At 68.6% G+C, this 18,494-nt stretch carries 15 protein-coding genes; 10 read left to right on the forward strand and 5 right to left on the reverse strand.

Going from position 1 to position 18,494, the window contains the following annotated elements:
* Positions 1-75: 75 nt before the first annotated feature.
* From smeC to smeA, 3 genes are read right to left on the reverse strand one after another with little or no spacing between them, the layout of a single operon-like run.
* Complete coding sequence (smeC, locus tag AC5P5V_RS09400; RefSeq protein WP_231352380.1) at positions 76-1,491, reverse strand: multidrug efflux transporter outer membrane subunit SmeC; 1,416 nt, start codon at positions 1,489-1,491, stop codon at positions 76-78.
* Positions 1,488-4,637: a multidrug efflux RND transporter permease subunit SmeB gene (gene smeB / locus AC5P5V_RS09405; protein ID WP_231352381.1), complete on the reverse strand. Its 3,150-nt coding sequence runs from the start codon at positions 4,635-4,637 to the stop codon at positions 1,488-1,490. The genes smeC and smeB overlap by 4 nt, the downstream gene beginning before the upstream one ends.
* 12 nt (positions 4,638-4,649) lie before the next feature.
* A complete protein-coding gene (smeA, locus tag AC5P5V_RS09410) occupies positions 4,650-5,846 on the reverse strand; it encodes a multidrug efflux RND transporter periplasmic adaptor subunit SmeA (RefSeq protein ID WP_231352382.1) in 1,197 nt (398 codons plus the stop codon).
* Positions 5,847-5,975: 129 nt separating this feature from the next.
* On the opposite strand from smeA, the gene baeS reads away from it, so the two are divergent.
* From baeS to AC5P5V_RS09460, 10 genes are all read left to right on the forward strand, one after another.
* Entirely contained in the window at positions 5,976-7,367 is a 1,392-nt protein-coding gene (baeS, locus tag AC5P5V_RS09415; RefSeq protein ID WP_134969182.1) for a sensor histidine kinase efflux regulator BaeS, read from the forward strand.
* Complete coding sequence (locus AC5P5V_RS09420; protein WP_134969183.1) at positions 7,364-8,053, forward strand: response regulator; 690 nt, start codon at positions 7,364-7,366, stop codon at positions 8,051-8,053. Before baeS ends, AC5P5V_RS09420 begins: the two co-directional genes overlap by 4 nt.
* A gap of 147 nt (positions 8,054-8,200) precedes the next feature.
* Positions 8,201-9,022, forward strand: a complete 822-nt coding sequence (locus AC5P5V_RS09425) for a nucleotidyltransferase domain-containing protein (RefSeq protein WP_061479019.1) — start codon at positions 8,201-8,203, stop codon at positions 9,020-9,022.
* Positions 9,023-9,164: 142 nt separating this feature from the next.
* A complete protein-coding gene (locus AC5P5V_RS09430; RefSeq protein WP_134969184.1) occupies positions 9,165-9,695 on the forward strand; it encodes a gamma carbonic anhydrase family protein in 531 nt (176 codons plus the stop codon).
* Positions 9,696-9,818: 123 nt separating this feature from the next.
* A complete protein-coding gene (locus AC5P5V_RS09435) occupies positions 9,819-10,508 on the forward strand; it encodes an RDD family protein (RefSeq protein WP_061479017.1) in 690 nt (229 codons plus the stop codon).
* Positions 10,505-11,497: a stage II sporulation protein M gene (locus tag AC5P5V_RS09440; protein WP_065177881.1), complete on the forward strand. Its 993-nt coding sequence runs from the start codon at positions 10,505-10,507 to the stop codon at positions 11,495-11,497. The genes AC5P5V_RS09435 and AC5P5V_RS09440 overlap by 4 nt, the downstream gene beginning before the upstream one ends.
* Positions 11,487-13,103 (forward strand): DUF4129 domain-containing protein, encoded by a 1,617-nt coding sequence (locus AC5P5V_RS09445; protein WP_231352384.1) that lies wholly within the window; start codon positions 11,487-11,489, stop codon positions 13,101-13,103. Before AC5P5V_RS09440 ends, AC5P5V_RS09445 begins: the two co-directional genes overlap by 11 nt.
* Positions 13,100-14,284, forward strand: a complete 1,185-nt coding sequence (locus AC5P5V_RS09450) for a DUF4350 domain-containing protein (RefSeq protein ID WP_231352386.1) — start codon at positions 13,100-13,102, stop codon at positions 14,282-14,284. The genes AC5P5V_RS09445 and AC5P5V_RS09450 overlap by 4 nt, the downstream gene beginning before the upstream one ends.
* Positions 14,281-15,267, forward strand: a complete 987-nt coding sequence (locus tag AC5P5V_RS09455; RefSeq protein WP_061479013.1) for an AAA family ATPase — start codon at positions 14,281-14,283, stop codon at positions 15,265-15,267. The genes AC5P5V_RS09450 and AC5P5V_RS09455 overlap by 4 nt, the downstream gene beginning before the upstream one ends.
* Positions 15,264-16,577: a DUF58 domain-containing protein gene (locus AC5P5V_RS09460; protein WP_231352388.1), complete on the forward strand. Its 1,314-nt coding sequence runs from the start codon at positions 15,264-15,266 to the stop codon at positions 16,575-16,577. Before AC5P5V_RS09455 ends, AC5P5V_RS09460 begins: the two co-directional genes overlap by 4 nt.
* A gap of 85 nt (positions 16,578-16,662) precedes the next feature.
* On the opposite strand, the gene AC5P5V_RS09465 is transcribed toward AC5P5V_RS09460, so the two are convergent.
* Both AC5P5V_RS09465 and AC5P5V_RS09470 read right to left on the reverse strand, forming a co-directional pair.
* Positions 16,663-17,310: a hypothetical protein gene (locus tag AC5P5V_RS09465; RefSeq protein WP_134969137.1), complete on the reverse strand. Its 648-nt coding sequence runs from the start codon at positions 17,308-17,310 to the stop codon at positions 16,663-16,665.
* Positions 17,310-18,488 carry a glutathionylspermidine synthase family protein gene (locus AC5P5V_RS09470; protein WP_061479010.1) on the reverse strand — a complete coding sequence of 393 codons (1,179 nt, stop codon included), beginning with the start codon at positions 18,486-18,488 and terminating at the stop codon, positions 17,310-17,312. Before AC5P5V_RS09470 ends, AC5P5V_RS09465 begins: the two co-directional genes overlap by 1 nt.
* Between the last annotated feature and the right edge of the window lie 6 nt (positions 18,489-18,494).

Genomic DNA, 18,494 nt, shown 5'->3' on the forward strand with positions numbered 1-18,494 from the left:
CGATGCTCCGTGCATGTGTGCCGACCAAGGTCGGCACCCACCGGAGCGGAACACGCACCCACCTTGGCGAACGCGCTACCGTGCGTCGGCCCCGCCGCCCAGCACCTTGAACAACGTCACCCGGTTTCCCGCTTCCTGCTGCTGCAGCGCGATCAGGTCCTGCTGTGCGGCAAACAGGCTGCGCTGCGCATCCAGTGCCTGCAGATAGCCGTCCAGCCCGGTGCGGTAACGCGCATCGGCCAGCGTGTAGCTGCGCTGGCTGGCGGCCACCAGCGCGCGCTGTGCGTCCATCTGCACGGTCAGGTGATCGCGCGTGGCCAGCGCATCGGCTACTTCACTGAAGGCCTGCTGGATCGCTTTCTCGTACTGCGCAATGCCGATGTCCTTGCCGATCTTCGAGGCATCCAGCGAGGCCTTCAGCGCACCGGCGTGGAAGATCGGCGCGGTGATGCTGGGCGCGAACGACCAGCCACGGGTGCCGGCCGAGAACAGCGTCGACAACGCGGTGGAGCTGTGGCCGTAGTTGGCGGTCAAGGTCAGCGTCGGGAAGAATGCGGCGCGCGCGGCACCGATATCGGCATTGGCCGCCTGTAGTGCGTGTTCGGCGGACAACACGTCCGGGCGCTGCAGCAGCACGCTGGACGGCAGGTTGGCCGGCAGCGGCGCCAGTGTCACGCTGCCATCCAGCGCCTGCGCGGTTGGCAGCAGGGCCGCATCCAGCGGCGCTCCCACCAGCAACTGCAATGCATCGCGATCCTGCGCCTGCTGCGTCTGCAGCTTGGCCAGCGCACCGCGCGCGGCTTCGACGCTGGTCTGTACCTGCGACAGGTCCAGGCCCGAGGCCAGGCCTTGGGCGTGGCGGGCCTCGGTGCGCTGCAGGGTCTGCTGCTGGCTGTCCAGGGTCTGCCGGGTGAACGCCAGTGACTGCTCGTCCGCTGCCAGCGCCAGCCACGCCGTGGCCACTTCGGCCACCAGGCTGGTACGCGCGGCGCGCTGGTTCTCGGCGCTGGCCAGCCAGTTCTGCAGGGCCTCGTTCTTCAGGCTGCGGATGCGTCCGAACAGATCCAGTTCCCAACTGCTGATACCCACCTGTACGGCATTGGATTCAGTCACCTGGGTGGCACCGGTCTCGCTGTTGGCATCACTCACCCGCAAGCGGGTGACACTGCCGCTGGCATCCACCGACGGCAGCAGCGCCGCGCGCTGGATGCGGTACTGCGCACGTTCCTTCTCCACCTGCAGCATGGCCACGCGCAGGTCGCGGTTGTTCTGCAGCGCCAGCGCGATCACCTGCTGCAGGCGCGGCTCGAGGAAGACTTCGCGCCAGGCTGGCGCCGCCAGTGCTGGCTCGGCCTCGCCCGTGGCGGCATTGCCGAATTGTGCCGGCACCGGTGCCTCGGGCCGCTGGTAATGCGGCGCCATGCTCACGCAACCACCCAGCACCGTGGTGATCATTGCGGCCGCCAGGGCGCGCAGCAGCATCGGCTTCATGGGCTTGCCTCCGGGGCCGCGGCGTGGGCCGGCGCGCGGCCCGGGAACAGGCGGCGCACCAGCAGGTAGAACAACGGCACGAAGAACATGCCCAGCACCATCGAGGCGACCGTGCCGCCGGCCACGCCGGTACCCAGCGAGCGGCGCGCGGCCGAGCCGGCGCCGGTGGCGAACACCAGCGGCAGCACGCCCATCAGGAACGCCAGCGAGGTCATCACGATCGGCCGCAGGCGCAGATAGACGGCCTGCAGGATCGCCTCGCGGGTGTTCCTGCCCTGCTGTTCAAGGATGCGCGCGAACTCGACGATCAGGATGCCGTTCTTGGCCGCCAGGCCAATCGTGGTCAGCAGGCCGACCTGGAAGTACACGTCATTGTTGAGGCCACGCAGGTTCATCATCAGCACCGCACCAAACACGCCCACCGGCACCGCCAGCATCACCGCGAGCGGCACCGCCCAGCTTTCATACAGCGCGGCCAGGCACAGGAACACGAACAGCAGCGAGATGGCGTACAGCATTGGCGCCTGGTTGCCCGACAGCTGTTCCTGGTAGGCCATGTCCGACCAGGCATGGCTGAAGCCTTCCGGCAGTTTGTCGGCCAGGCGCGCGATCTCGGCCATCGCCTCGCCGGAACTGACGCCGGGCGCGGGCTGGCCGGTGATCTCCATCGCCGAGATGCCGTTGTAGCGTTGCAGCGCGGCCGGCGCGCTGGACCAGTGCGCGCTGACCAGCGACGACAGCGGCACCATCTGCCCAACCTGGTTGCGCACGCTCCAGCGCTCGATGTCCTGCGGCTGCATGCGCGCTTCGGCCGTGCCCTGGATGAACACCTTCTTGATGCGGCCCTTGTAGATGAAGTTGTTGACGAAGTCGCCACCCAAGGCCGCATTCAAGGTGTCATTGATGTCCTGCGGATTCACGCCCATCGCCTGCGCCTTGGCGTCGTCCACCTTCACTGCATACACCGGCGCGTCTTCCAGGCTGGCGTAGCGCACGTTGACCAGCTTCGGATCCCTGGCGGCCTCCTTAAGCAGCGTGTTGCGCGCGGCCACGGCGGCGGCATGGCCGGCGCCGCCTTCGTCCTGCAGTTCCAGGGTGAAACCGCCCGCATCGCCCAGGCCAAGGATGGCCGGTGGCGAGGTGATGAACACCTGCGCATCGGGCACGCTGGCCATGGCCGCGGTCAACCGCGCGGCAATGGTGTCGGCGTCATCCTTGCGGTCATCCCAGTCCTTCAGGCGGATGAAGGCCTGGCCGACGTTCTGGCCGCTGCCGGTGACACTGAAACCGGCGGTGGCCTGGATCGACAGCACGCCGTCGTCCTTCACCGCAGCGGCACTCAGGCGATCCATCACCGCGCGGGTCTGCTCTAGGGTGGCACCGGCCGGCAGCTTCACCAGCGCGTTGAGCATGCCCTGGTCCTCGTCGGGCAGGAACGCGCCGGGCAGGTGCCACAGCAGCAGGCCGGTGGCCACGCTCAGCGCCAGGTAGAACAGTACGCCCAGCGTGCGCCGGCCAAGGAAGCCATCCACCCGGCGACGCAGGTCGTTGGACGTGCGCTCGAAACGGTGGTTGAACCAGATGAAGAACTTGCCCAGCAGGCTCGGCTCGCCGCCGTGGTCGCCATGCGGATGGCCGCCCTTGGGAATCGGGTGCAGGATGCTGCCGCACAGCGCCGGGGTGATGGTCATCGCCACCAGCACCGACAGGACCATCGCGGCGGCAATCGTCACCGAGAACTGGCGATAGATCACGCCGGTGACACCGCTGAAGAACGCCATCGGCAGGAACACCGCGGTCAGCACCAGCACGATGCCCACCAGCGCGCCGGTGATCTGGCCCATCGCCTTCAGCGTGGCCGGCTTCGGCGCCAGCCCTTCGAAGGTCATCACCCGCTCCACGTTCTCCACCACCACGATGGCATCGTCCACCAGCAGGCCGATGGCCAGCACCAGTGCGAACATGGTCAGCGTGTTGATCGAATAGCCAAATGCCGCCAACACGCCGAACGTACCCAGCAGCACCACCGGCACTGCGATGGTCGGGATCAGGGTGGCGCGCCAGTTCTGCAGGAACAGGTACATCACCAGCACCACCAGGATGATCGCCTCGATCAGGGTGATCACCACTTCCTTCAGCGAGATGGTCACGAACGGCGTGGTGGTGAACGCCACGTGGGCGGTGTAGCCATGCGGCCAGTACTTCTGCAGCTGCTGAAGCCGTGCATCGATGGCCTTGGACACGGCGATGGCGTTGGCACCGGCATTGAGTTCGATACCCAGCGATGCAGACGGCTTGCCGTTGAAGGTGCTGATGCTGTCGTAGCTCTCCGGGCCCAGGCCGATCTTCGCCACCTCACCCAGATGCACCACGCTGCCGTTGGCATCGGCCTTCAGCACCACCTGCGCGAACTGTTCGGGCGTGTGCAGGCGGCTGCGCGCGGTCACCGTGGCGTCGAGCTGCTGGCCCTTCAGCGCCGGCTGGCCGCCGAGTTCACCGGCCGAGACGTCGGTGTTCTGTGCCTGCAGCGCGGTCTCGATGTCCGACGGCATCAGCGCGTACTGGCGCATCTTCTCCGGGTCCAGCCAGATGCGCATGGCGTACTCCTGGCCGATCGGCTGGATGTTGCCGACACCGCTGACGCGGCTGATCTGGTCATCGATGCGCGCTTCCATGAAGTTGGCGACATCGAAGTTGTCCATGCTGCCGTCTTCGCTGGTGAACGACAGCACCTCGAAGATCGAACCACTGGACTTGGTGATGGTCAGGCCGTTCTGCTGCACCGCCTGCGGCAGCGTGGCCATGGCCGCCTGCAGCTGGTTCTGCACCTGCACCTGCGCGGTGTCCGGATTGGTGCCGGTGGCGAACACCAGGTTGACCTGCGCCGAGCCGTCGGAGGCACTGGTCGAGGTCATGTACATCAGGTGATCGAGGCTCTGCTGCGACTGCTCGATGACCTGGGTGACCGCATTTTCCACGGTCTGCGACGAGGCACCGGTGTAGGTGGCACGGATGGTGATGGTGGGCGGGGCGATCTGCGGGTAGCGGTCCACCGGCAGGATCAGGATCGCGAGCAGGCCGAGCAGGCTGACCGCAATGGCGATCACCCAGGCGAAGATCGGCCGGTCGATGAAGAAACGAACCATGCGCGGCAGGCCTCAGTGCGACTTTTCGTCAGTGTTGCCGTTCGGGTCGATCGCCGGCATCGCCGCCAGCTGCGCCGTGGTGGCCGCCACCGCCTTCACCTGCTGGCCCAGTGATACCGCACTGCCGTTGCTGACGATCACCCGTTCGCCGGTCTTGAGACCATCGGTGATCTGCCACTGGTTGCCGACCACCTGGCCGGTGCTGACCCGGCGCTCGACCACATGATCCTTGGCGTCGAGCAGGCGCAGCAACGGCTCGCCACGTTCATTGCGCAGCACCGCCTTCTGCGGCACCAGCAGGGCGCGCGCATCGGTGGCCATCGGCAGCACCGCCTTCAGGTACATGCCCGGCAGCAGCAGGCCCTCCGGGTTCGGAATGACCGCGCGCAGCACCACGTTGCCGGTGCCCGGGTCGACTGCGCTGCCGACGAACTCCAGGGTTCCTTCATGCGCATACGTGCTGCCGTCCTCCAGCAGCACCTTCACCTGTGCCTTGCCGTCGATGGCTTTCACCAGGCCGGCATCGAGCTGCCTGCGCAGCGCCAGCATCTGCGTGCTGGACTGGGTGACATCCAGGTACACCGGATCCAACCGCTGGATGGTCGCCAGCGCCGCGTCCTGGCCGGCGGTAACCAGCGCGCCGGCGGTAACGCTGGAGGTGCCGATGCGGCCCGCGATCGGTGCAGTCACCCGGGTGTAGTCAAGGTTGATGCGCGCGGCCTGCAATGCGGCGCGCGCGGCGATCACGTTCGCCTGTGCCTGCTTCAGCGCCGAGGTGGCATCGTCGGCGTCCTGCTTGCTCGCTGCATCCATGCCCAGCAGCGTGCGGGTGCGCTCGGCCTTCGGCTGCGCCGACAACACAGTGGCCTCGGCCTGCGCCAGCTGGCCACGCGCGGTATCGAAGGCGGCCTGGTACGGCGCCGGGTCGATCTGGTACAGCACCTGGCCGGCGCTGACCTGCTGGCCTTCGGTGAACAACCGCTGGCGGACCAGGCCGCCGATCTGCGGGCGCACCTCGGACACCTCGAACGGTACGGCGCGACCGGGCAGGATCTGCTGCAGCGCCAGCGGCTGTGCGCTGGCAGTGATGACGCCCACTTCAGGGATGGCCGGGGCCTCGGACCTGCCCGCCGAGCAGGCCGCAAGGGCCAGCAGCAGGGGCAGCAACAGCGGACGGGGAGAACGGGACAGCGGGCGCAGGAGTGACATGAGGGGGCGTGGGGGCCTTGCGTTGACCCGTGCACGCTGCCGTGGAACTGTGCAGAGAATATGGAGATTGTGCGACCGGCTCAGCGGGCGCTTGCTTTCGGCGCCGCATGCGCCGCTAATGGCCCGGCGATGGCGAAGATTCGACTCAAATTCGGCCTGACCGCGAAGACCTTCCTCGCGATCTTCACCGCCTGCCTGCTGGTGCTGGCAGTGAACGGCATTGCCAGCCGCGTGGCGTTCCAGACCGGCTTCCTGGACTACCTCAATGACCAGGGCGATCTGCGCATGCAGCGGGTGATGCCGCACCTGCAGCGCGAGTACAGCGCGCACGGCGGCTGGGAGCATCTGCGCGGCGACAGTGACCGCTGGGCGCGGCTGCTGCGCCCGGACCTGGCCCATGGGCACGAGGGGCCCGTGCCACCGCTGTCCGACCAGACCGGCGTTCCCTCCCGCCTGGGCCTGTTCGATGCACAGCATCGGTTCGTAGCCGGCAACCCGGATGCCACCAGCGACGACGAGCCGCACGCCGTGCAGGTGGACGGGCACACGGTCGGCTGGCTGGGCATGGTGCCGTTCCAGACCGTCATCGCCACCAACGACCTGAACTTCTACAACACCCAGGTGCGCGCGTGGTGGGTGATCGGCATCGCGCTGCTGCTGGTGACGGTACTGCTGGCCTGGCTGGTATCGCGCGCGCTGCGCCAGCGCCTGGCCAAACTGGCGGCGGCCACCCACCGGCTCGCCGCTGGCGACTACGCCACCCGCATCGAGCGCACCAGCGATGACGAGCTGGATGCACTGGTCAACGACTTCAACCGGATGGCGCAGGCGCTGGACGACACCGAGCGCAACCGCCGTGCCTTCATCGCCGACATCTCGCACGAACTGCGCACGCCGCTGGCGGTGGTTCGTGCCGAACTGGAAGCCATCGAGGACGGCATCCGCCCGCTGGACCGCGCCAACCTCGGTGCCCTGCAGGGCGAGATCCGCCAACTGGGCAAGTTGATCGACGACCTGCACGACCTGTCGATGACCCAGTCCGGCGGCCTGGCCTACCGCTTCGCGCCGCTGGACCTGGCGGCGCTGCTGCGCAGCGAGCTCAATGGCATGCGCGTGCGCTTCTCCATGGCGGGGCTGGCACTGGAGGAGGACCTGCCCGCCACACCGCTGCAGGTATCGGGTGACGAACGGCGCCTGCAGCAGGTGCTGGCCAATCTGCTGGAGAACGCATTGCGCTACACCCACGCCGGGGGCCGCGTACGCGTGCAGGCAGCGCGCGTGCCTGCCGGCGTGCAGCTGATCGTGGAAGACACCGCGCCAGGCGTGCCGGCCGACAAGTGCGCGCTGCTGTTCGAGCGCTTCTACCGGGTGGAGAGCTCGCGCAACCGGGCCAGCGGCGGCAGCGGGCTGGGCCTGGCCATCAGCCACAACATCATCCTCGCCCACCACGGCCTCATCCACGCCGAGCCCTCGCCGCTGGGCGGGCTGCGCGTGGTCATTACCCTGCCGGAGCCTGCATGAGCCCGTCCCCCGCCGCGTCTGCGAAGATCCTGATCGTCGAGGATGAGCCACGCCTGGCCTCGGTGCTGCGCGACTACCTGGCCGCCGCCGGGATGACCAGCGAATGGGTGGACGATGGCGGCCAGGTGATCGACGCATTCGCGCGCTACCAGCCCGACCTGGTGCTGCTGGACCTGATGCTGCCGCAGCGCGATGGCGTGGACCTGTGCCGCGAACTGCGCGCCAGCAGCGATGTGCCGGTGATCATGGTCACCGCACGGGTGGAAGAGATCGACCGCCTGCTGGGCCTGGAAATCGGTGCCGACGACTACATCTGCAAGCCGTTCAGTCCGCGCGAAGTGGTCGCACGGGTGATGGCGGTGCTGCGTCGCTACCGCCCGGACCCCGCTGCGCGGGCCAACGGCGGGCTGCATATCGACGAACCGGCAGCCCGCGCCACCTGGAACGGCAAGGGCCTGGACCTGACCCCGGTCGAATACCGCCTGCTGCGCACGCTGCTGGCCACGCCGGGCCGGATCTGGGCGCGCGACGAGCTGCTCGACCGCCTCTATCTGGACCATCGCGTGGTGGTCGACCGCACCGTCGACAGCCACGTGCGCAACCTGCGCCGCAAGCTGGCCGACGCCGGCATGGAAGGCGAACCGATCCGTTCGGTGTATGGCATGGGCTACAGCTACGAACCGTGATCGCGTTCGCCGGGCTTGGCCCGGCGCTACCCCGTCATGCCTCGTCGACGAACGTCACCCTCTGGTAGCGCCGGGCCATGCCCGGCGAGCGCAGCGATGCAGACCTGCGCTACAGTCGAGAACGCTCGACATTAAGAACACAACTGCATGGACGACATCCACCCGATCGCGCCGGACAAGCGCGCCGCCATTCTTTCCAGCCTCGCCGACATCGAACAGCGCCACAATGTGCGTGTGCTGCTGGCCTGCGAATCCGGCAGCCGTGGCTGGGGCTTCTCTTCGCCGGACAGCGACTACGACGCACGCTTCATCTACGTGCATCGCCAGCCGTGGTATCTCAGCGTCAACGAGAGCACCGGTCCCGGCGAAGCGCAGCGCGATGTGATCGAACTGCCGATCGACGATGAGCTCGACGTCAGCGGCTGGGACCTGCGCAAGGCACTGCGGCTGGTCTCAAAATCCAATCCGACACTGATCGAATGGCTGCGTTCGCCGATCGTGTACCGGCAGGACGACGCCGCCGTGGCGCAGTTGTGGGAGGCCGCAAAGTCCTTCTATTCGCCGCTGGGCACGTGGTGGCACTACTTCAGCATGGCGCGCTCGAACCATCGCGGGTACCTGCGTGGCGAGATGGTACGCACCAAGAAGTACCTGTACGTGCTGCGCCCACTGCTGGCCTGCCAGTGGATCGAGCACGAGCAGACACCTCCGCCGATGGCCTTCGAGGATCTGCTGGATCGACTGCTGCCGCATGGCCCGGTGCGTGAAGCCATCGATGCCCTGCTGGTAGTGAAACGCGCCAGTGCCGAGGTCAATGCCGGACCACGCATCGCGGCGATCAGCGATTTCATCGATCGTGAGCTGGCCACCCGGACTGCGCAGGCGCCACAGCTGCCCGTTGGACACGGTGATGCGGCGTGGCTGGATGAGCTGTTCCGGCAGGTGCTGGCCAAGCACGCGCCGGCATGAAGAGCCGCAGCTGCTTCCGGTCGTGCCGGCCGCTGGCCGGCAACCCCAGAATTCCAGGTACGCCCATTGACGTTGCCAGCCAGCGGCCGGCACTACCACACGGGTATCATCGTCGCGAACGTCCTGATTTCCGGAGACACCGATGACCCCGCTGCGCCCCTTCCGCGACAAGATGCCCGTCCTCGGCGAGCGCGTGTACATCGATCCGGCCTGCACCGTCATCGGTGACGTGGAGCTGGCCGAGGACGTATCGGTGTGGCCGGGCACGATCATCCGCGGTGATGTCAATCACGTGCGCATCGGCGCGCGCACCAACGTGCAGGACGGCACCATCATCCACGTCAGCCACCACAGCCCCTACAACAAGGCCGGCTACCCGACCCTGATCGGCGAAGGCGTGACCGTCGGCCACGGCTGCATCATCCATGCCTGCACGATCGGCGACTACAGCCTGATCGGCATGGGCGCCTGCATCCTCGACAGTGCGCGCGTCGAGCGCCATGGCTTCGTCGGCGCCGGTGCGGTGGTCGGCCCGGGCAAGGTGGTCGGCGAAGGCGAGCTGTGGGTGGGCAATCCGGCCCGCCCGGCCCGCACGCTGAGCGACAAGGAGATCGAGTCGCTGCACTACTCGGCCGACCACTACGTGCGGCTGAAGGACGAATACCTGGGCTGAGCAGCCAACGCCGCCATGCGGCTCTGCTAAAGTCTGGGCCCGACCAGGACCTGTCGAGACCCCCATGCCTGTGGCTGCCTGCCGGAGAGGACTCCGGCGCCCACAACGAAGGCCATCGCACTGATGGCCGCACCGATGCTCGATACCTACCGCGAGGTGGTGACGCCGGAGGGTGTGCCGCTGCAGCTGCCGGCAGCCGGCCCGGTGCCACGGGCGATGGCGTGGCTGGTGGATCTGGGCGTGCGCATCGCGGTACTGGTGGTGATGTCGATTCCACTGGCACTGCTGGATTCGTTCGGCTCCGGGCTCGGCCTGGTGCTGATGTTCCTGGTGTACTGGGCCTACCCGATCGTCTGCGAAGCGCTGTGGGGCCGTACGCTCGGCAAGCGCGCGCTGGGCCTGCGCGTGCTTGCGCGCGATGGCGCGCCGGTAGGCTGGATGGCTGCCATCACCCGCAACCTGCTGCGCACCGTGGACATGCTGCCGTTCGGCTATGCACTGGGCCTGATCAGCAGCCTGTTCGATCCCCATGGCCGTCGCCTGGGCGATCTGGTGGCCGGCACCGTGGTGGTGCATGCGCCCGTGCCGTACCTGCCGCCTCCGCCCACCATCGACAGCGTGCTGGCCCCGCCGCAGCCGCTGCGACCGGAAGAGCAGGCCGCGCTGATGGCCTTCGCCGAGCGCGCGCCACGGCTGTCGGCGGCCCGCCAGCAGGAACTGGCCGGCATCGCCGAACCGCTGACCGGCACCCACGGCCAGGTCGGCGTACTGCGCCTGTATGCCATGGCCAACTGGCTGTTGGGGCGGCGATGAAGCAGGAACAGTTCGTCGCCCGCTACCAGCAGGAATGGCAGGACCTGGAACACTGGCTGCTGCTGCGTGCTGGTGCTGCGCGCCGCACGCGGCGCAAGGCCAGCGCGCTGGCAGTGGACGACGCCGCCTTCCCGCAGCGCTACCGGCGCCTGTGCCAGCAGCTGGCACTGGCCCGCGAGCGCGGCTACAGCCCGCAGCTGGTGCAGCGCCTGCAGCAGTTGATGCAGCAGGGCCACAGTGTGCTGTACCGCACTCCGCCGACGCGCTGGCGCGGTGCACTGGAATTCCTGGTGGCCGACTTCCCGCTGCTGGTGCGCAGCCAGGCGCGCAGCATGTGGGTGGCACTGGCGATGTTCGCGCTGCCGGCGGTGGCCTGCTTCGTGCTGGCGCAGCTCTACCCGGACCTGATCCACATGGTGATGGACAACCGCCAGATCGCCGAGATGGAGCGCATGTACGATCCAGCGGCCGAACGCCTCGGGCGTGACAGCGGCACGGACTGGATGATGTTCGGCCACTACATCCTGAACAACATCAGCATCGCCCTGCGTACCTTCGCCAGTGGCCTGCTGGCCGGCCTGGGCACGCTGCTGGTGCTGCTGTTCAACGGCGTGATCATCGGTTCAGTGGCCGGCCACCTGCAGCACATCGGCCATGGCGATCCGTTCTGGCGCTTCGTCGCAGGCCATGGTGCGTTCGAGCTGACCGCGATCGTGATCGCCGGCGGTGCCGGCCTGCAGCTGGGCATGAAACTGCTGGCCCCCGGCCGGCGCAGCCGCCTGGATGCCCTGGTCGAAGGCGGCCGCATCGGGGCCCGGCTGTGCCTGGGCGTGGCGTTCATGCTGCTGGTGGCCGCGTTCATCGAAGCGTTCTGGTCGTCGATTGCCGAAGTGCCGGCGTGGGGCAAGTTCAGCGTGGCCGGCGTGCTGTGGGCCGGCGTGCTGCTGTGGCTGTGGCGCGGCGGGCGCGGAGGCGGCAATGCGCATTGACCGCCTGGACGTGGCGCTGCGCGCGCGCAGTGGCTGGGAAGCGATGGAGCTGGGCAGCGCCCTGTCGCGCCGCCACGCACGTGCGGTGTGGGGCAGCTGGCTGCTGGCCAGTGCGCCGCTGTTCGTGATCTTCAACGCGTTGGGCTGGTGGCTGGATGCGTTCGGCTGGGCCTGGCTGGCAATGTGGTGGTGCAAGCCGCTGTTCGAGCGCGCACCGCTGTACGTGCTGTCGCGCGGCATCTTCGGTGAGCCGGTGGGCGCGCTGGCAGCGCTGCGTGCGCAGCGCAGCTGGGGCAATGCAGGCTTCTGGGGCTACCTGGGCTGGCGCCGCTTCAGCGTACTGCGCAGCCTGTGCCTGCCGGTGAACCTGCTGGAAGGCAACGCGCCGGCCCAGCGCGGTGCACGCCGCCGCGCCGTGGCGGCCGGTGCCGCGGGCGCCGCCGTTGTGCTGACCGTGGCCTGCATGGCCTTTGAAGGGGTGCTGGTGTCCGGCGCGATCGGCGCGGTGTTCATGTTCATGCCACTGGAGCTGATGTCCGAATCATGGCGTGCCGCATGGGACATGATCGGCCAGGACACGCCTGCCTGGGCGCAGCTGGGCTTCAACCTGGCGTGCTGGCTGGCATCGGTGCTGATCGGACCGTTCTATGTCGGCGCCGGCTTCGGCCTGTACTTGAACCGACGTACGCAGATGGAAGCGTGGGACGTGGAGATCGCCCTGCGCCGCCTGCGCGAGCGGCTGCTGCCGGCAGCATCGACGCTGGCGCTGCTGCTGTGCCTTGCCCTGCCGCTGGCCTCCGCGCCAGTGCATGCGCAGGACGCGCAGACAGTCGCTGGGCAGGCCGACGATGCCGAAGAGGACGAGGGCCGTGCGGAAGAACCCGCCACTGCGGCCAACGATCCGGCCAATACGCCGGCGATGATCTTCGGTGCGGCGCCGGTGGACACCGCCGGTTTCCGCCAGGCGGTGAACCGCGCCTATGAGGATCCGCTGCAGCGCCCGACCCGCCAGGTCACGCGCTGGAAGCCGATCGAACAGGCCGAGGAAAAAAAGAAGGAAGACAAGGCGCTGCAGAGCGACGGCAGCGACAAGGGCGAGCGCAGCAACCGCAAGGCCAGCATTGCCTGGCTGGCGCGCCTGGCCGAGTGGGGTCTGTGGGGCCTGCTGGGCGTCCTGCTGCTGGTGCTGTTGTTGACCGCCCGTCTGTGGCTGCCGTGGCTGCGCGGCAGTGGCCGGCGCAAGGCCGAGGCTGCACCACAGGTGGTGGAGGAACAGGTGGAGCTGCCGGTCGTGCTGCCGCCGGACGTGGCCACCCAGGCCGGCCTGCTGTGGGACCAGGGCCGGCCGCGTCAGGCGCTGGCCCTGCTGTACCGCGCCAGCGTACGCACCGTGGGCGAGCGCAGCGGCATCGCGCTTCCGCCCGGTGCCACCGAAGCGCAATGCCTTCGCGCCTCGCGGCGCATGCCCGATGCCACCGACCGTGACCTGTTCGCGCGCATCGTGCGCATGTGGCAGTACGCCGCCTACGGTGGCCGCCTGCCCAGCCGCGCCGATTTCGATGCACTGGCCGACACGCTGCGCCAGCAATACGGGTGGCTGGCATGAGCCCGCGCCTGTTCTGGTCGCTGTTGCTGGGCGGGCTGGTGCTGCTCGGCGTACCGCTGACGATCCTCTTTCTGCGCACGCATGAGCGGGTGACCGAGACCGTGCAGCTGCCGCCGCAGGGCGAAGCTGGCTACAACCCGCTGTACGTGCTTGGCCAGGCACTGCGCGCCGATGGCATCGACGTGCACTCGCGGCCGCGACTGGACCTGCAGCAGATGGCGCTGGGACCGCGCGATACGGTGGTGCTGCTGCAGGACAGCAGCGAACTGCCGGCACCGGCAGCCAGGGCCCTGCTGGCCTGGGTCGATGGTGGTGGCCATCTGCTGGTGCGTACGCCGCCACCCGCAGAGGACGACGCCAGCAGTACGCAGGGACCGCTGCTGGACCAGCTCGGCGTGGACAGCCTGTACCAGCAGAGCGACTGCCAGCCGTTCCACGTCATCGACGATCCCAGCCATGTGGAGTTCTGCGGTGGTCGCCGCTTCACGCTGGGCTTTGCCGCCCGTACACAAGCCGAACGGCGTTGGGGCAACGAGCGCAACCTGGTGTTCGCGCGACTGCGCCACGGGCAGGGCAAGGTGAGCGTGCTGGCCGACATGGAGTTCATGCGCGGCGAGGTGGATTCGCCGGCAGCACGCCTGGCATCGGCTGCGGGCAAGGCCAGCGACGGCCTGCACGATCTCTCGCACCGCGACCTGACCCGTTATCTGCTCGATCCGAACTATGGCAAGGGCACTTTCTGGCTGGTCTACGCCAGCCGCCCGCCGTCGCTGTGGGCGCGCCTGTTCTACCAGGGCTGGCCGGTGTGGGCGCCGCTGCTGCTGGCCCTGCTGGGCTGGCTGTGGGGCCGTTCGCAACGCTTCGGCAGCCGCCTGCCGTCGCCGGTGCTGGAACGCCGCTCGCTGCTGGAACACGTGCGTGCCAGCGGCGAGCTGCTGCTGCGCTTCGGCCACGGCGCGTGCCTGTACCACGCCGTGCTCGCCCTGTTCCTGCATCGCCTGCGCCTGCGCGCACCGGTGGCTGCCGCACTGGAGGGCGCCCCCCGCGAACAGGCCATCGCCGAACTGCTGAAGTGGCCGCAAGGCCGCGTTGCCAGCGCGCTCACGCCGCCTCCGCCGCACGATTCCTCCGCCCTGCGCGAGCGCATCCGCTTGCTGCTCCAGATGAGATCCCTGCTATGACCGAAGTCCCCGAGCTGCCGGCGGCCGCCAACGCCCGCCTGATCGAACGCGTCGATGCCATCCGCGATGCCGTCGGCCACGCCTTCATTGGCCAGGCCGACGTACTGGACCAGATCCTGGTGGCCCTGCTGGCCGGTGGCCATGTGCTGATCGAGGGCGTGCCCGGGCTGGGCAAGACCCTGCTGGTGCGGGCACTCGCGCAGGCGCTGGAGCTGGATTATGGCCGCGTGCAGTTCACCCCCGACCTGATGCCCAGCGACGTCAGTGGCCATGCGGTGTACGACCCGAAGAGCGAGAGCTTCAGGATCCGCCGTGGCCCGGTGTTCACCAATCTGCTGTTGGCCGACGAGATCAACCGTGCGCCGGCCAAGACCCAGTCGGCACTGCTGGAAGTGATGCAGGAAGGCCAGGTGACCATCGAAGGCAAGGCGTTCACCCTGGCGCCGCCGTTCATGGCGCTGGCCACGCAGAACCCGCTGGAGCAGGAAGGCACCTACCCGCTGCCAGAGGCACAGCTGGACCGCTTCCTGCTGAAGGTGCTGATCGACTACCCGCAACTGGAGGACGAGAAGCGCATGGTGACCGCGATCACCAGTGGCCGTGCCGCCAGCGATTTCGACCTGAGCCAGGTGCCACGCGTGCTCGGTGCCGGCGAACTGCTGGAACTGCAGCGTGCGACCGCGGCGATCACCGTCGATGACGAAGTGATCGACTACGCGGTGCGGATTGTGGCGGCCACGAGGCAGTGGCCAGGCATCGCGGTCGGCGCTGGCCCGCGCGGCAGCATCGCGCTGGTGCGTGCCTCGCGCGCGCAGGCGGTGCTGGCCGGCCGTGACTTCGTCACGCCCGACGACGTGCGCGACATTGCTCGCCCGGCACTGCGCCACCGCATTGCACTGGCCCCGGAGCTGCAGATCGAAGGCCAGGACGCCGACGACGTGCTGGGCGCACTGCTGGCCAAGGTGGAAGCACCGCGCCGATGAGGCCTGCCCCGCTGCTGCTGGCGCTGCTGCTGGCCTGGGCCGCCCTGGGCGGCCTGGTGCTGGGCGGCCTGGTGCTGGGCGGGTTGCTGCCGCGCTGGAGCTGGGCGCTGGCCGCGGCGGCCATCGCGTTGCCTGCGCTGTTCGACCTGTGGCGGCAATCGCGGCGTCCGTCGCCGCAGGTACAGCGCGAACTGCCCGAAGCGCTGGCGCTGGGCGTGCGCCGCGAGGCGGCGCTGCGGCTGCAGGCCGAGCAAGCGATGACGGTGCAGGTGTTCGACCTGGTCCCCGGCGGCTGGCCGCTGGAATCGCTGCCACAGCGCGTGCGCCTGCGGGCCGGTAGCGCCTCCACGCTGCACTATCACCTGCAGCCGCTGCAGCGCGGGCACTTCCGCTTCGAAGGCGTGCACCTGCGCATGCGCTCGCCGTGGCGCCTGTGGTGGCAGCAACGCACGCTGCCGCCCGTACTGGACGTGCGGGTCTATCCGAACTTCGTCCCGCTCACGCGCTTTGCGTTGTTCAGTGCTGACCAGGCCTCGCGGCTGGTCGGTGCACACGTGAAGCGCCGCCGTGGTGAAGGCACCGACTTCCACCAGATGCGCGAGTATCGCGTCGGCGACAGCCTGCGCCAGCTGGACTGGAAGGCCACCGCGCGTGCGCGCAAGCTGATCTCGCGCGAGTACCAGGACGAGAAGAACCAGCAGTTGCTGCTGATGCTCGACAGTGGCCGGCGCATGCTGGCCAGCGAAGGCGGGCTCTCGCACTTCGACCATGCCTTGAATGCCTCGCTGGTGGTGGCCTACCTGGCGCTGCGCCAGGGCGATGCCGCCGGCCTGTTCGCTGCCGGTGGCGAACGCCGCTGGGTCGCGCCGCAGCGCGGCATGGGCACGGTCGAGCACCTGCTGCGCGCCAGCTACGATCTGCAGCCACGCGCGGTGGCCACCGACTACCTGGCCGCCGCCACCGAGGTATCGCTGCGCCAGCGGCGACGTGCGCTGGTGATGCTGGTCAGCAACGTGCGCGATGAAGACATCGAAGACCTGCTGGCGGCGGTGCGCCTGCTGCAGCGGCGCCACCTGGTGTGCGTGGCCAGCCTGCGCGAGCGCGAGCTGGACGGCGTGCTGGAGGGCGAAGTGCAGACACTGGAAGACGCCACCCAGGCCGGTGCCGCCGCGCTGTACCTGCAGCAGCGCGCGAAGGCGCACGAAGCGCTGCGCAGCGAGAAGGTGATGGTGCTGGACGTCACCGCCGACGCCCTGCCCGGCGCGCTGGTGGAGCGCTACCTGGCGGTGAAGCGCGAAGGGCTGCTCTGAGCCGAGCGCGGGCTCGGCTCTACACGGATCGGGTTGTCTGTAGCGCCGAGCCCATGCTCGGCTGCCGGCCAGCGGCCGGCACTACCTACCCCTGCAGCAAGCGCCGCTGCAACCGCTCCACCGCACGCTGCAGCAGCACCCGGTTGCGGGCCAGCTTCATCCACTGCGGCAGGCGCGAGATCATGGATCGATGATGGCCGCGGCCTTCGCGCAGCGTCGCGCCCGCGTAGTCGTGCAGTGCCTGCAGATGTTCGGCGTTGTAGGCCCACAGCAGGCCCGCGCGGGTCGATTCGACCAGGCGCAGCGGCAGACCGAAATGCGGATCGGCAGGCTCGGCGTCACGCAGTGGGCGCATCGAGACCGCGACCTCGGTGCTGCGACCGCACTGTGCGCATCGGGCGGGGAAGGATGCCGGCGCGGGGATGCCGACGGGAATCGGTCGACACACATGCAGCCACTGATGCCCGCAGAATCCACAGGGCTGGCGGCCCAGAATGCGGACCGCACCGACCCAGTCGCCGCTGTCCAATGCAGCGCTGCAAGCGGTGCAGCGGAAACGCGCGGTCCATCGATAGGGTTCCCAGCGGGCGATCACCCAACCGGGGGCATCGCAGCGGTGGCAACGCACCGCGACGCGGTCCGCGAAGGCCTGCAGGCTGCGCCCGTCATCGAAATGCCGGCCCGGCGCGGGCGTGGCACGTCCATGCCGGCCAGGCCAACGCCGCACCGTCATCAGACGTAGATCCGCGTCGGCGCCTCGTCGACGATCGCGTGCGGCACGAACCGCGCACTGTCGCGGGTGATCGCGCTGTCGTCCTCGCGGATGCCGATGCCGCAGGCGTGGTCACCCACCACCCAGCTGCCGATCAGCGGGTAGCCGCCTTCGAAGCGGGTCAGCGGATGGGCGCGCTGGATGATCGCCGGGCCGTCATAGGGACCGTCGCTGCGCTGGGTGCTGCCATCGGCCAGGTGCATCTCGATGTTGGCACCTTCGCGCGAGAACAGCGGCTTGCGCACCCAGCCCGACGCCAGCGCGCTGCCGTCATCGAAGTGCGCCTCCAGCAGGTTCGGATGGCCTACGTTGCGCTGCCACAGCAACGGCAGGATGCCCTTGTTGCTCAGCACTGCCTTCCATGCCGGTTCCAGCAACTGCACGCCCGAACCGGGCAGCGCGCGGCCGAACTCTTCGGCCATCAGGTCTTCCAGCGGGTACAGCTTGAACAGCGTGCCGATCACCGAATCATCCAGCGCGGTGAAGCGGCCGTCCTCGGACAGGCCGATGTCCTCGATCGCGATGGCCTGGCCATGCAGGCCGGCCTGCGACGCGCAGTCGCGCAGGTACTCGACCGTGCCACGGTCTTCTTCCGAGCTTCCCACCGCGCTGAAGTACAGCGGCGGCGGCAGCTGCGTGGCCAGTTCGCCGAAGCGCTCGACCAGTGCCTCATGGATCGCATTGAACTGGTCGGCATGCTGCGGCAGGCGGCCGGCGTTGCGCTGGTCTTCCAGCCACTGCCACTGGAAGAAGCTGGCCTCGAACAGCGAGGTCGGCGTGTCGTAGTTCAGCTCGTACAGCTTGGCCGGACCGGTGCCGTCGTAGGCCAGGTCCAGGCGGCCGTAAAGGTGCGGCTGGCGCTGGCGCCAGCTGTCGGCGATCCAGTCGCGGTAATGCGACGGAATCGCCAGCTGGTCCATCAACCGCTCGCTGCCGATGACATCACCGACCAGATCCAGCGCCATCTGGTGCAGCTCGGCACTGGGGTCTTCGATGTCCTGTTCGATCTGGCGCAGGGTGAACGCGTAGTACGCGCTTTCATCCCAGTAGGGCTGGCCATCGATGGTATGGAAACGGAAACCCGCTTCCTCCGCGCGTGCCCGCCACTGGGCACGCTCGGCAATCCGGATGCGCTGCATGGGTCG

Source organism: Stenotrophomonas sp. YJH_SMC_130, from assembly GCF_059369035.1.